This is a genomic window from Acinetobacter sp. YH01005 (genome assembly GCF_013420465.1).
Classification (GTDB): domain Bacteria; phylum Pseudomonadota; class Gammaproteobacteria; order Pseudomonadales; family Moraxellaceae; genus Acinetobacter; species Acinetobacter amyesii.
On record NZ_VOYA01000011.1, the window covers coordinates 18,879 to 34,264 of the forward strand.

Annotated in this window: 7 protein-coding genes; 1 reads left to right on the plus strand and 6 read right to left on the minus strand. The window is 43.5% G+C overall.

Translation table 11 applies throughout. The annotated features are described in order from the left end of the window. Window positions 1-98: 98 nt before the first annotated feature. From pnp to FTT72_RS09450, 5 genes are all read right to left on the minus strand, one after another. On the minus strand, window positions 99-2,186 hold the full coding sequence (gene pnp / locus FTT72_RS09430; protein WP_171262611.1) for a polyribonucleotide nucleotidyltransferase: 2,088 nt from the start codon (window positions 2,184-2,186) through the stop codon (window positions 99-101). Window positions 2,187-2,459: 273 nt separating this feature from the next. Beyond that, complete coding sequence (gene rpsO / locus FTT72_RS09435) at window positions 2,460-2,729, minus strand: 30S ribosomal protein S15 (protein WP_005007057.1); 270 nt, start codon at window positions 2,727-2,729, stop codon at window positions 2,460-2,462. 868 nt (window positions 2,730-3,597) lie between these two features. Then, window positions 3,598-5,379, minus strand: a complete 1,782-nt coding sequence (recD, locus tag FTT72_RS09440; protein ID WP_180164766.1) for an exodeoxyribonuclease V subunit alpha — start codon at window positions 5,377-5,379, stop codon at window positions 3,598-3,600. A 140-nt stretch (window positions 5,380-5,519) separates the two neighbouring features. Continuing rightward, on the minus strand, window positions 5,520-9,290 hold the full coding sequence (locus FTT72_RS09445; protein WP_180178268.1) for a UvrD-helicase domain-containing protein: 3,771 nt from the start codon (window positions 9,288-9,290) through the stop codon (window positions 5,520-5,522). Then, window positions 9,287-13,072, minus strand: a complete 3,786-nt coding sequence (locus tag FTT72_RS09450) for an exodeoxyribonuclease V subunit gamma (RefSeq protein ID WP_180178269.1) — start codon at window positions 13,070-13,072, stop codon at window positions 9,287-9,289. The genes FTT72_RS09445 and FTT72_RS09450 overlap by 4 nt, the downstream gene beginning before the upstream one ends. Before the next feature lie 179 nt (window positions 13,073-13,251). Here FTT72_RS09450 and FTT72_RS09455 point away from each other — a divergent pair, with 179 nt between their 5' ends. After that, window positions 13,252-13,773: a hypothetical protein gene (locus tag FTT72_RS09455; RefSeq protein WP_168377972.1), complete on the plus strand. Its 522-nt coding sequence runs from the start codon at window positions 13,252-13,254 to the stop codon at window positions 13,771-13,773. A gap of 136 nt (window positions 13,774-13,909) precedes the next feature. Here the strand turns inward: FTT72_RS09455 and FTT72_RS09460 are convergent, their stop codons facing one another. Beyond that, entirely contained in the window at window positions 13,910-15,328 is a 1,419-nt protein-coding gene (locus tag FTT72_RS09460; RefSeq protein ID WP_180178270.1) for a phosphate--AMP phosphotransferase, read from the minus strand. Window positions 15,329-15,386: the final 58 nt, after the last annotated feature.

A 15,386-nucleotide genomic window follows, 5' to 3' on the forward strand; every position in this document is an offset into this window, starting at 1 on the left:
AAAAAAAGCCTTGAGCAAGTCAAAGTTCATACTCTGACTGCACTCAAGGCTTTTTAGAATCCATTCACAGAGCCGAAACCCTGTGAATCAACAAACCATTAAGCTTGTTCGATGTCTTTCATGGTTAATTTGATACGACCGCGGTTGTCGACATCAGCAACTTGTACTTTGATCTCTTGACCTTCAGATAATACGTCTGAAACGTTCGCAATGCGTTCGTTAGAAATTTGAGAGATGTGAAGTAAGCCATCAGTACCTGGAAGGATGTTTACAAACGCACCAAATTCAACGATACGAATCACTTTACCAGTGTAGATTGTACCTGGTTCGATTTCAGCAGTAAGCGCTTGGATTTTCGCAACAGCAGCAGAAGCAGCCGCTTTAGTTTCACCAAATACGCGAACTGTACCGTTATCTTCGATATCGATTGCTGCTTTAGTTTCTTCAGTGATCGCACGAATCGTTGCGCCACCTTTACCAATCACATCACGGATCTTATCAGGGTTGATGTTGATCACTTGGAATGTAGGCGCGTGCATAGAGATTTCAGGACGAGCGCGTGAAATTACTTGGTTCATTGCATTTAAGATGTGCATACGACCTGCATACGCTTGGTTCAATGCAACTTCCATGATCTCTTCAGTAATACCTTCGATCTTGATGTCCATTTGAAGTGCAGTAATACCGTTTGCAGAACCTGCTACTTTAAAGTCCATGTCGCCAAGGTGGTCTTCGTCACCCAAGATGTCAGAAAGAACTGCGAAACGCTCGCCTTCTTTGACTAGACCCATTGCGATACCCGCAACTGGCGCTTTAAGTGGAACACCTGCGTCCATAAGTGATAGAGAAGCACCACATACAGAAGCCATTGAAGATGAACCGTTAGATTCAGTGATGTCCGATACGATACGGATCACGTACGGGAAGCGGTCAGCTGCAGGAAGTACAGCTTGAACACCACGACGCGCTAAACGACCGTGACCGATTTCACGACGTTTAGGACCAGATTCACGACCAGTTTCACCTACAGAGTATGCAGGGAAGTTGTAGTGCAACATGAAGTTGTCAGTTTTCGTACCCGCTAATGTATCTACCATTAACGCATCACGTGTATTACCCAAAGTTGTTGTTACCAACGCCTGAGTTTCACCACGTGTGAATAATGCAGAACCGTGAGCACGGTCTAACACGCCAACTTGTACGTCAAGCGCACGAACTGTTTTAGTATCACGGCCATCAATACGTGGTTTACCTGACAAGATGTTGTCACGTACTGTACGGTATTTCAGGTCTTCGAATAATTCAGCTAAGTCGTCAGCGATACCGTCAACGTCTTCTTCTGGAACGAATTGAGCAACAGCTTCAGCTTGAAGCGCATCAAGTGCTGCATAACGATCGTGTTTAACAGCGATTGTGTATGCTTCAGAGATTTTCGCTTCAAACGCTTCTTTTAATTTTGCACGAAGGTCTTCGTTTTTCGCAGGTGCAGTCCAAGTAGACTCTGTTGCACCAGCAGCCGCAGCAAATTCTTTAATCGCTTGGATCGCGATTTGCATTTCGTCATGACCGAACAATACAGCGCCAAGCATTTGGTCTTCAGAAAGTTCTTTCGCTTCTGATTCAACCATCAATACTGCAGATTCTGTACCTGCAACCACAAGGTCAAGGTCAGATTCTTTAAGCTGTTCGTGGTTCGGGTTAAGGATGTATTCACCGTTGATTAAACCAACGCGCGCACCACCGATTGGACCACGGAAAGGCGTACCCGCAATTGCAAGTGCAGCAGATGTACCTAACATTGCAGCAATGTCAGCATCCATCGTTTTGTCAGAAGAAATCACAGTCGCAGTCACTTGGATTTCGTTGTAGTAACCTTCTGGGAACAACGGACGGATTGGACGGTCGATTAAGCGTGAAATAAGAGTTTCAGCTTCAGACGCGCGGCCTTCACGTTTACCGTAACCGCCCGGGATACGACCTGCAGCATATTGTTTTTCTTGGTAGTTAACAGTTAATGGGAAGAAGTCTTGACCTGCTTTAGCTGTTGGTTGAGCAACAACGGCAACAAGAACTTGTACACCACCCATAGTGATGATTACAGTGTTCGCTTGACGCGCAACACGACCTGTTTCTAGGACAACTTGATGCTGACCGTATTGGAATTCTTTACGAATAATATTAAACATCGACATGTTTTATTTTTTCCTGATTTTATTCTAGTGGAGACCCCTAAGGTTTGGCATTCACTCAACGCCCCAAACGCTGCAACATAAATGACAAAGCTTAGAAGCCGACCTCACTAGATATTAAAAACATTAATTAAAAATACTAATTTGAGACACAAAGAAGGAGCGAATCAACGCCCCTTCCCCATTATCCAACCAAGGTTGGATAGACTTTAGTTTTCAGTAATACAGCACTAAGCATGCAATAGTCCGAAAATAAAAGTTTAAATCGAATTAACGACGTAAACCTAAAGCAGCAATCAATGCGCTGTAACGAGTAGCGTCTTTACCTTTAAGGTAGTCAAGAAGCTTACGACGTTGGTTAACCATACGGATAAGACCGCGACGGCTATGGTGGTCGTGTTTGTGCTCTTTGAAGTGACCTTGTAAATCATTGATTTGAGCAGTTAAAAGAGCTACTTGAACTTCTGGTGAACCAGTGTCGTTTTCAGCGCGAGCGAATTTTGCAACGATCTCTGCGCGATCTGCGTTTGTTAAAGCCATTCGATTTCTCCGAGATGCTTATAAAGTTAACTTTTGATACGAATCAACTGATAAATCAGCTGACTGCCGTGCATCACTACAGCAAGTGCATTATATTAAGGGAAAATCGTCCCAATTGCAAAAAGAGATGGCCGACTTCGTCAGGTTTTCATGACGATAATAGCGCCTTTTTTTTCACATCGATTCCATTATAAATTTTTTATATGTTTCGATACTTTATGCGACACAAAACCGCATATTTCTAACATGTTGAATGCGATGTCATTGAATGAATTTTAAACTGATTTTTTGATATATTTTGCCACTCGATGTTTAGCATGCAAAACTCAAAGTGGAATGATTAAAAAAAAGCCCGAGCTAGGCTCGGGCTTTTTTGCGCTGTAGTTTCTTCTTTTTTAGTTATTGTTTTATTATTTATTGTTTTATGTGGCGCTTTTCCGCGTCCTTATGTCAAACATTCCATGTTTTAACTTGCACTTCCTTATGTGGTAGATTTTGCCACAACGGCTATTAGATAAAAGTCGTATTTTTCGTATCTATATGTAAGCTTTTTCGTACATCAGTTAAGCTCTATTTCTTTTCTGTTACAGCGTATAGGCATTTCTTATTTTCCAGACATAAAAAAGCCCTGTAGTCTCTCCCAAAACTACAAGGCTTAGCGGCTGTAAGTTTCCTATTTCCTTACTTCACTGTAAGTTCGCTGTCTTTTGACGTTATTCTTATACTTTTGCGATTTTACTCAACCATCCGTGTTGAGTTCTTTTTCTGTGAAGTCATCTTCTCAAAAAGCTCTAAAAAGCTCTATGCGCAAATCTCCTGAATCGATGTAAGCCATTTCTTACAAAATACGGTACATTTTGCCTAGGCTTTACAAAGGTAGGTGATTGTTAATTTTTTCTAACAGACCACTAACTCGCGCTGTTCTTTTTATAAGCGCTTTTGCCAATGCATCTTTTGCAACAAGCAAACTCACCACTTTTTTGGCACGAGTGATGGCGGTATAAATCAGCTCTTTACTCATCATTTCGGTAGCATGATTTTCCAAAACTACCGCCGTATGGGTAAATTCAGAACCTTGAGACTTATGTATGGTCAAGGCATAGGCGGTTTCTATACTTTTAGGTAACCGTGTTGCCACCACCCATTTATCCAAACTTGGAAAATAAACCTCAAACTGCGACTTTTCCGTCATCGGTCGTTTTAAGCAAATCCCGATATCACCATTTGATAGTCCAAGTTGATAATCGTTATAGGTCATCATGACTGGACGACCGACATACCAATCCCCTTGTTTCAACACACCCAAGGTATTTAAGACCCGAAGTTCAATCTGCTGATTGAGTTCGTGTAAGCCTAATTTTCCATGTCGAATGGCCGATAGAATCCGATAATCATCAAAATAGCGAATCAATTGGGCTGACCAATTTGCATATTCAGCGGGTTGCTCTGGCCATTGTTTTAACCACGCCACATAGGGCTGAAAACCATACATCAGTTGATCATAATATTTTGCCCAATGTGCCGCACTGTTCGTAGCGTCGGGGAGATATTGCAACTGAATCACATCGCTCATATTCGGTGTCAGTTGAATCGGCTGAAGTTCGGATGCAGATACCACCTGATGTTCGAATTTCGCCAGAACTTCAGTGGTTGTTTGCTGTTGTTCTTGTTGTTGAATAAAACGAGCAAACTCACCAATGGCTGCACCCTGTACAAAACGGCGGCTGGTCTGTAAATGGGTACGGTTGGCTTGTAAGGCATCGACATCCTGAAGGTTGGCCAAAACAGCGCCAACATCGACCGAAGCCAACTGTTCTGCATCCCCTAAGAGAATCAGCTTGCTGTGTTGAGGGATTGCCGCGAATAGCATCTGCGCCAAACTTAAATCCAACATGGAGGCTTCATCGACCACAATGACGTCATAGGGTAAGCGTTGGCGCTCATTAAACCGCGGGATAGCGCGCGTCCCTAAACCCAATAGACGATGCAAAGTTACGGGTTTCAAATGTTTGTGAATAATCGAATAATGCTGCAATGCAGGATCTTTAAACGCTGCTTGTAAGGCTTCTTCCATTCGCTGCGCCGCTTTTCCTGTCGGCGCTGCCATCGCAATTCTTAAATTTGGATTTTGCTCATTCAACACGGCAATAATCCGAGCCAAGGTATAAGTTTTACCTGTCCCAGGCCCACCGGTAATGATATTAAAATTGTGCTGACACACCATGTGCAGTGCTTGGATCTGATGGGGATCGGTCAGTAAATCCTTTTCAATATTAAGCATCTGCGTTTGATTAAGATCTTGCTCTGTTTGCTGTTTTAAACGTGCAACTTGCTTGGCTAAAGCATTTTCTAGTGCCCAATAGCGATAGAGATACAGTCGCTGTGAATCAAATACAAAAGGCGCAACCGGCGTTTTTTCAGCTTGCTCAAGCTGAACCATCTGAGCCAAACATTGAATCTGTACATTTTCGGCCAAAATACAACTGTCGCCTTTTTCCACGGCTTGCATCAATTGTTGAATTAACTGATTTGCAGCAGGATGACTGACCTGATTGGGTAAATAATGTTGGATTAAATAGTCAATCCAATCCGGCAAAACCGCATCTAAATCAGCAGTTTCTTGGGGATTTTGGGTAACTAAAACCTGCATTTCTACAGTGTTTTCTTGTCCCGCGTGCAAAGGCTGTGCTGACAAGGCTTTTTGATCATTTTCCACACAGTTATCCTCAAACTTATCCACAAAGCAACTTATTGTTTCAGCGTGAATATTTTTATCTTTTTCGTGCTTTTTCACGTTTTAGCCACAACCTTTTCGCTCAATATTGCATCGAGGTTTTGAATGAATGTATCCGCCGGCTTCCAGTGATATACCCCACGATCGGACTGTCCATCCATACCACGAAGATACAGATAACTCGCCCCACCCAAATGCTGCGTCATATCATAGTCTTTCATCACGGCTTTCAAATAACGATGCAGGGCCACCAAATATAATGCAGCCTGCAACCAGTAACTGGAATGACTCATACTTTCTCGAATATAGGCATGATCATAATGTGCGGTCTGATCGCCTAAGAAATTACTTTTATAATCGGCAATGTGATAGCGCTGACCATCAAAATACACCAAGTCAATCGACCCCGTCAGATAGCGTGCTGTAAACACATCATTCAAATCTTGTATTTGTAAATCTGGCTCTTTTAGGCTTTCAAATAGCATGCGTATTTTACGTATCGCCAATGCACGATCTGCCATACTCAAATGAAAATCCATTTCCGAACGATATTCGCCATCGTTTAACTGATGCAGGCTAAAACCATCATGCAACGGTGTATGAATGATTTGACTGTACCATTCCTGCATTTCTTCAATCAGTTCAGCTTCATCTTGTTCAGGGTTCGCCGTTTGCCCAAACTGTTTAATCAAATTTTGCAATATTTGCGGCGAATCAAACTCAACATCACTATGAAAACGTGATGCGATGGCTTTGGCCAACTTCTCTTCTGGGGTGCTAAATCGAACTTTTTCCATCAACTTGTGCAAGAAACTTCCGGGCTTGGTTCCCTTTGGAAAATGCCGTTTAATCCAGCTTATTTTCTCTGCCGTTTCTGCTTCAATGATTTCAAGCTGTTCAACTTCATCGGCAGCACTGTCTTCCTGTTCGTTCATTGCCGCTGCCAGTTGGTCACGTTGTATATGTGCCTTATGTGCCGTACGCGTGAGCGCGGTAAAACTAGTGGTTTCCCGTGGATAAAAATGGCTGTTGGGAATTTCTTCCGCGTCTAATACAACAGTTTCAACCTGAGTCTGAGTCAACATCGGTGGTGCTGCACGCAAAACATCAGCATCCACACTTTCTGCATGTTGGAACAGATCAGGTTCGCTTCCACGCCAAAAAGTCAGTCCTGAACGCGCTTCTGCCATTTGTTTCTTTTCTACTTCATGATGACGTAGCACGGCATAGACACGATAACTGGCACGGGTCAACGCCACGTACCACAAGCGATGATGCTCTGCTTCATTGCGCGCATCATTTTGTTGAATATCATCTTCAGGTAAGTCCGAAGACTTCACAGCAATCACACGCTCTAACCCAAGGCTTTTTTGCTGATTGTCTTTAAGGGAAAAATTCAAATTACCTTTTTCACTTAAGCCCGCATTTGCTCCCAATAAAAACACGCAACCAAACTCTAAGCCTTTGGATGCATGAATCGTCATCAATTGCACCCCCAATTGCCCGGTCAATTTTCGCTCTTGGGTGCTTTCATTATTGATGCCTAAATTGATTTGGCGAATAAACCATTGATAGAGCTTATGCGCACCCGTGTAGTGTTCACTTTGCTGACTTAATAATTCTGCGATATGACGTAAATTCACCACTGTGCGTTCATTATCTCGACTTTGTCCAGCCACCAAACGCGTCCACACCTGAAAGACCGTCATGCAGCTATTCCACGCGCTGCGGAATCCTTGCTCATGCCAAATTTGTCGGATCTGTTCGAGTTTTTCGATGATTTCGCTCAGTCCATCCGCTTGCTGTTCGAGTGCGACCAGTTGTTTCAGATCAAAACCCAATAAACGGCTCAGCAGCGCACGTTTCACCTTGGCTTCTTGATAGGGATTCAAAATCGCGGTCAGCAAAGCGGCTACATCTTGTGCGACGGAACTTTTATAGACACTGTCCCGAGATGCTTTATAACAAGGGACACCGAGCTGCAATAAACATTGTTGCACTTGCTCTAAGTCGAAATGGTTTTGCCCCAAGACCGCAATATCGTTTGCTGTCAGTGCTCGCTGGGTATTGTTGTCTTGAAAATATAAATGTCCTTGCTGAGCTTGGTTGAGCAATGACTGAATCTGCCAAGCCACTTGCTCTGCTTCATTCAGCGTTTCATCCAAAGCCAACCAACGCAGCGGTTGTGGATTGACTTGATCATGATCAATCAGCGGCGGATGCTCACGCTCACCTGCTTGAATCGGGGTGTATTCAACTTGCTCACCAAAGTCCATTTGCCGATGAAACAAGGCATCCACCACTTCAACCAAGTTTTTGACTGAACGATGGTTTTTGTTCAAGGTATAACAACGCCCACCCTTGGCTTGAATATCATGACGCGCTTTACGATAGGTCAGCATGTCACCGCCACGGAACCCATAAATCGCCTGTTTGGGGTCGCCGACCATAATCATACAACCCTGATGTAAGCGCTCCTTGACCCGCCAAATGCTAGACAGCATGTCATCTTGATCTTGGTTGGTATCTTGAAATTCATCGACTAAAATCAGCGGATATCGTGCTAAAACATGAGCAGCAAAACTGTCTTTCCCTGCGGCTGAGCTTTGCTGTAAGGCTTCCGATAAGGTCCGAATTTGTTGTGAAAAGGTGGTTTCCCCAGCGTGGGACAACACTTGAGGCAAACGCTTTTTAACTTCCTGCGCCAAATAAAAATTTAGATATTGTTCTGCTTGATTGATATGTTCATAAGCGCTGAGCACCGCTCGGAGTTGTTGAACAAAAGCATGTTGATAAAATTCTTTTGAGATATCCGGCTGTTCTTCAACGACTTTGTCTTTAAAGACACGTGGCTTAAATTCAGTTTTATTCGGATCATAAAACAATGAACGAATGGCTTTCATTGTCTGTTGTAACACATCGGACTGAGTCAAAACCCCTTGGCTACCCGCTGCTTCAAAGTGCTGTAAAAACTCGGGAATGCGTGTATTAAAGGTAACAAAGAATGCACCTTTATTAAAACGTCGAGCGTCCACCAAGTTTTTATAATGACTTGCGGCATCAAAACACGCTGCAAGCTCTACACGAGCGGCAGGCAGCATTTGCGCAAGCTGATGACACATCGCTTCAAAATGCGCCAAAGCATTTTCGGGTAATTCAGGGACGCGCAAATCCACCGATGGGAAATTTAGACTTTCCTTTACTACACTAAGATAGTATTCAGGACCTTTCAACTGATGATTCAACATCAAATATTCAATCAAATGCGCAGGCTGCTGCTGAATCCAATCTCTTAATAAATCATGAATGATCCGTTCAATATGCAGGTCTTCATCATCACTGATTTGCACCTGTTCAATACGACCACTTTCAAAGGCAAATTCACGTAATAACTTTTGACTAAAGCTGTCTAAAGTTCCGACAAAGAGTTCTTCATATTGTTGTAAGACCACGTTCAGACGATTGTACGCATATTCTAAGTGATGCCCATGATCTTTCAGCACTTGCTGATACAAAGGGTCGCTCAAACTTTGCTGAAGTTCGGCCAACTCATTTTGAGGTGCCGCGAGCAGGCCATTAACAAAGCCACGGGTTTCTTCAATCCGCAGTCGTACCCGCGCTTTGAGTTCCGCTGTGGCTTTACGGGTGAAAGTGGTGGCAATGACCTGATTCGGCATATAGCGATCGAGAAAAATCCGCACCATCAGACTGGAAAGCGTATAGGTTTTTCCTGTACCCGCCGAGGCTTCAATCCAGTGCAGTCCGGTAAAGCTCATGTCTGCAATCGGGTTGGTGGATATTTTCATCGTTTGCTGTGGCATATTCATTTTTTCACCTCAGGCTTGATGACATTGAGTTTTTTTAGGCCGTCATCCGCCTCGGTATCCATCACATGATATAAACGTTCTGCATAATAACGACAGGACAATGCCAGAAGCTCATCTGCCGCTTGTTGCTGTAAAATAAAGCTCCAATCACGATGGTGGCTATTGGCTTCATTCGACTCCAACTCCACTCCACCAAAACTATGATTTTTCAGCCATTCCTCTTGAAGCTTTGCAAAATTATCTGGCATGAGCTGGCCTGTTTCATTCTCCACCCAAGTGCATTTTTCTTGGCGAATTAAGGCAGCAGGCAGCACCACAGGACGTTTTTGTGCATGTTTCCACATCGCCACCCATTCACTGAGCTGCAGCTTGGCTTGTGCAGAGCTTAATCCACAACAGACTATGCTTTTATCATTACAAATCACTTCACGACGATACGTCGCGCCCTCATCGCCTAAGTCTAAATAGCTCAACCACAGCAGATATTCGAGCCAGGTTTGCGTCTGACGCTTAGGCTTTGCCCCAGACGCCATACAGCTTAACCAATGCATACTCTGAGAGTCTTCAGGCACGGTGATACTCAGTATCAAATGCGGTTCAAGCTGTAAGTTTTGTAAGGTGGTCGCGGTTACACGGCGTCCATCCAAACGCTCTAATAACTGTGCCTGCTCTTGCAAACTGAGCTTCCAAGTCGCTATTTGACTATGTCCCACAGGCAGTACATCTTGGAACAAGGCCATATCCGGTTCAGTTGGAGTCGTAGAGTTCTGATCCTCAGCTTGATGGACACGAGAGGCAGGCTGCACATAATGCTTTTGCAATAAGTCACGGACATGATATTGCTGTAAACGGTCGAGCAATAAAGGCTCTTGCTGTGGTAATTGGTCACCGGTATAGACACTGGCCACGCCAAGCGTTTTCAAATATGCACGAGCTGGAAACACCACATCTTTAATCCATTCCTGACCATCCAAAACCCGTACTTCTTGTTCATCATGCACAGGATAATCACGGTTAATCCACGATTGGCGTTGACCAGACTGATCTAAAATATGTTCCGCCACAGCAAACCATTGATCTTTATATCGTAGGTTTTTCGACTGCTGAAAACCCATCGGGTCAAATGGCTGCAAAGGATAAATATGGTATAGCGGCTCGAGCTGCTGTGGAATGCGTAAGCCATCCAAATCCAGCATGGCATCATGGGGTTGGTTCAATTGCTGCGGCTGAATCATCCGTGCGAGGAATTGGCTAAATTCATAAATCACGGAGGATGGCTCACGACTTTCACCATCATTGACATCAAAGCCATTATAGAAAATCCACAAGGACTGTCGGGCAAATAACAAGGCATCTAAAAATGCACCTTTATCATCTTCCAAACGTGAGCGATCACCCAATACCGGTTTAAACACATCCATCAAATCAAAAGGCACTTGCTGATCACGACGTGGAAACTTACCACTATCCATGTTCATCAACACCACCAATGAAAATGGGACTTGGCGGATTTTCCCCATGTCCGCAAAGGTCACGGATCCTGTCGGTTCGATCTGATCGGCAGAGCTATCGATGCCTTGTTGTATTTCTTTGAGCAGCAAAGATAATGGCAAATTAAAGCTGTTTGGGAGCGACTCAACTTTATCACTTTGGGCATTATGCAGACGTTGCATCATCGCACGCATCACACTGCGAATGGTTTCAAATGCTCGACCACTGGCTTCCACAAAAGGCTTTAAATCTGCATCTAATTGTTGCAACCACACTTTGACAGTCTGTGTGCTGAGATTCGGATTGAGCCAATCTCGACGCGCACTGATATCTCGGTAGATCTGAATTAAAGTTTGAACCAACTCAAAATCACTACTCGACACCCCTGCAAAACTTAAGGTGTCCTCAAATACGGCATGTTGTGGAATCGCAATCCCTAAAGCCAAACGGTCTAATGCAAATTTAAAGGTATAACGATAATCTCGGTCTTGCTCGGACAAATAAGCCAACATGTGCTGTTCGTCTAAACCACGACGGAAACCAGCTTGAATCAGCAGTTCCATCATACCTTCCATTTGCACATTGTCGAGCTGATACAGTTCTTGCACCGCATTCAAATTCAGCCAATCATGAAAATCTTCTGCGGTAAAACGACCTTGGCTAATTTCAATGCGTCCAACGAAAGCTTGCCATGCATTTTGAATATCTTGGCTGACCACCCCTGCAATTTTTACTGGGATATAAGGTAAATCCACCGCACTGCGTCCCATGCCACGAGTCGTCGAAAAGACCGTCCGAATATGCGGTTCAAGCTCTTTTAAATTTGGCACCAAGACCAAGATATCACTCGGATGGCGTGGCTCCTGTTCCGTGCCCTCGGCCAACCAATGTACCAACTGCTCACGTAAAACCTCTAATTGACGCAGGCTAGAATGACAGACATGAAATTGAATCGATTCATCTGAACCCGCGAGTGCATATTGATGCTGCTTGGGTTCTTCTAAGGTCATGATGTCATATTGAATTTGAGCGAGCAGCGTTGTCGGCTCGGTGTCTGGAAAAATATCTTCCCAACCTTCGCCACCAGACATATTCACCAATAATGCAAAGTTATCCCGCGCACGTTTACCTAAACGCGTCAGTAATGAATGCTGAGATTCACGAAATTCCGCATTGGTCGTACTCAGATAGGCCTGAATTTGTGCCGTGCTGACATTGGGATTTCGCTCAATATAACGCTGTTGTAATTTCAAGTTATAACGATCTTTCCATACGGGATCGACCATGTCTGCCCAATACTCACGCGATGGGTTGAAATACAACAGATGCACTTCGGTATACGCTGCCAAGCGATATAAAAATTTCAGTTGTGCAGGGGGTAATTCTAAGGTCGTAAAGACGAAAATCTGTTCAGGCAAACCGTTATAGGTTTGGTGACGCTCATCATCATCGCGCTCATCATCCTCAGCATCCAAATCAAATTGCTGCTGCCGATTTTGCTCAGCATGCGCCAAGGCAAACCAAAATTTATTGTCTATTTCCTGACGGTCATTAAAGTCTTTTTGGAATACTTGATGCCACAGCCAACGCTGCCAATGCTCCAGTTGTCGAGCCTGAGTCGGTAGATATTCATCAGCTTGTTCAGGTTTCAGACCTGTAAGTTGCATAATATTTAACGGCTGGTTATAACTCCACGCTTTTAGCCAGTCAGTATCGCAATGTGGACAAACCCAGTGCTCAACACCTTCATCTGGGGTATGAATACAACTGCCACGAAAGGCCATGTAGTTGGTAAAAAGCCGAGTGACTTGAGCAGCGATCCAGTACAACATTTCTTGCCGCTTTTGCTCACGTTTTTTTCGATCTGAGAGCTGTGCTGTGCTGTCAAAAATACGCTGAACTAAGGGCTGAACATCTGTCGGAATCTGTGCTGCATCAAACTGATCAGCTGCAATAAAAACCGCTAAAGCATTATAAATACGCCATTGCATAATCAACGGCGGCATGTTGATACCTTTAATCCGCTCTCGGTCTTGTTTATTCGGCAAGGCCCAATCGTAGGCTTTCCACTGCAACCCTAAAATTTTACGATGATGCTTAATATTGGCACTAATACTGATTTTTTCAGCAATTTGTTTTTCTAACCATGCAGCAATGGCTTGATCGGGCACCACGATATGTCGTTCTTGCAAGACGGACAAAGCATTGGTCGATTGATTCGATTTCAATTTTTCGATTAGACAATCCACCAAAACTTCGATTCGTTGACTTTGAATTACATGTATTGCCATGGATTACCTTTACAGCCTGAGTGACCAACTACTACAAAACAACAATGATTATTTACTATACATCTTGGGCTGTCTATGCGACTTTGACAAGAGAATAGATTGCAAAAAATGCTTTTAAACAAGTATCTTAATGATACTTTATGAGAAAAAAACCAATCCAGTATCAAGGGTATCTGCTTATGAAAATTGATAACATTCCTGATTCCATCGACCCTAACTTAAATCTGGACATTATTCGCGCTGAATGCTTAGAGCTCGTCAAAAAACGTGCTTATTTTTCAGCAGGTGCAGCTATTATTCCTGTGCCATTTTTGGATGTGGTGATTGACGTCGGAATTTTGTCACAGCTCATTCCAGAAATTAATGCGCGTTTTGGTTTAGCGCCAGATCAAATTAGTGTGTATGATCCAAAAACCAAACAAATTCATTGGACAGAACTGCGTAAACGTGGTGTCGAATTTTCTGGTTTAGTGGTTGCACGAACCGCGATGAAAAAATCGCTAAATAACATTGCAGCAAAATATATTACCAAACAAGTCACTAAATTTATTCCATTAGGTGGACAATTGGTGGCAGCCAGTTTGGGTTATATTGTGATGAAAAAAGTCGCTGAAACCCATGTAGAAGAAAGCTACCAATTGGCGAAGCGTATTCAACAGAAATTTCCGAACCAACCTGTCCCAACGCCGAACAATGTTTAACGGCGATATCTAGCGCATCAACATCGTTTATAAATCAAAGTGATCTAAACCATAGATCTAAAGATTAAGTAGATCTGAAAATGAGCTAGTTTTGAAAATGAAAAAAGCCACGAATATCGTGGCTTTTTTCATGCATTCAATCTGCTTTCAATTGCGCTAAGATCGTCTCTAATACCTGTAAGCGCGCACTATGTTTGTCATTGGTCGCGATCACATGCCACGGCGCATATTCTGTATCCGTACGTTGCAACATATCTGCGGCAGCTTTGAGATAGTCATCCCAACGGTCACGATTCCGCCAGTCATCTGGAGTAATTTTAAAACGCTTATGCGCGGTTTCTTCTCGAGCTTTAAACCGTGCAGCTTGCTCATCCTTTCCAATGGCTAACCAGAACTTGATGACAACCGTTTGACTGTCATATAAGTCCTTTTCAAAACGGTTGATTTCATCATAGGCTCTCTGCCATTCAACCGTATTGGCAAAGCCTTCAATTCTCTCAACCAAAACGCGACCATACCAACTGCGGTCAAAAATCGTGATCTTTTCTTCAGGGAGAATTTTATTCCAAAAGCGCCATAAATACGGACGGCGTAGCTCATATTTTTCGGGTGCTGCAATAGTATGAATTTCATATTCGCGCGGATCTAACTTTTTGACAATGCGCTTAATTGCCCCGCCTTTCCCTGCCGCATCCATCCCTTCAAAGACGATCACCACATTGCGTGAATCAAAACGTAAAGCTTCAGCCACCTTGCGGCTTAATTTTTTTAATTCTTTTTTATAATCAGCTTCATCAGCGACGGCAGTGCTGGGTTCCAATAACGCCTGTGGGGTTTTGGCTTGTTTCCAACGCCCTACCGCTTTAGTTTCATGTGTTGGACAATGTTTTAAAGTGCGTAAAATATGCTGTGCAAATTGCTGATCACGGACTTGCTCATCTTCACAGTCGATAATGATCCAGTCATGACTAAAACGCTGACGTAAACGTTGCAAGTTGTCATATTGTTTTTTATTGCGCCAATCTAAACCATGCAATTTATGCCAACGCGCTTCACTCGGGTCCATTTCATCCAAACGTTTTTGTAAAGATTTCCAAGATAAATCGAACCAGACCTTAATCACATCGACATGATTATTTTTTAGGTCTTGTTCATAGGCTCGCATGTTCTCGACATATTCATCAAATAAGGTTTCATCCAAAGGCTTCGACACATGCATGGCGGTACTGAGCAAATCACTGTACCAGTTTCCAAACATCACCATGATTTGCCCTTCGGCAGGAATAAACCGTGCATAAGACTGCCAAAACGTTTGTTTTTGATTAAACATGATCGGGGCATCCGCTTTCACCATTAAGTAGCGTGGATCGACCCATTCGCGGAGCTGTTTGACAGCCTCTCCCTTACCCGCAAGCTCGATTCCACTCACTAAAATCAACATGCTTTTGGCATTGGGCTGACGGCTGGTATTTTTCAGTTGATACTGCGCTTCAATCAGCTCAACCGAGAGTTGTTCTTCATCCATCAATTGAAATTCTGTTTCTTTTAAGCTCATGGCGGACCCTTGGTTTTATTCTGTTTTGAGTATAACCATGCCCTTCACCCCACAACAA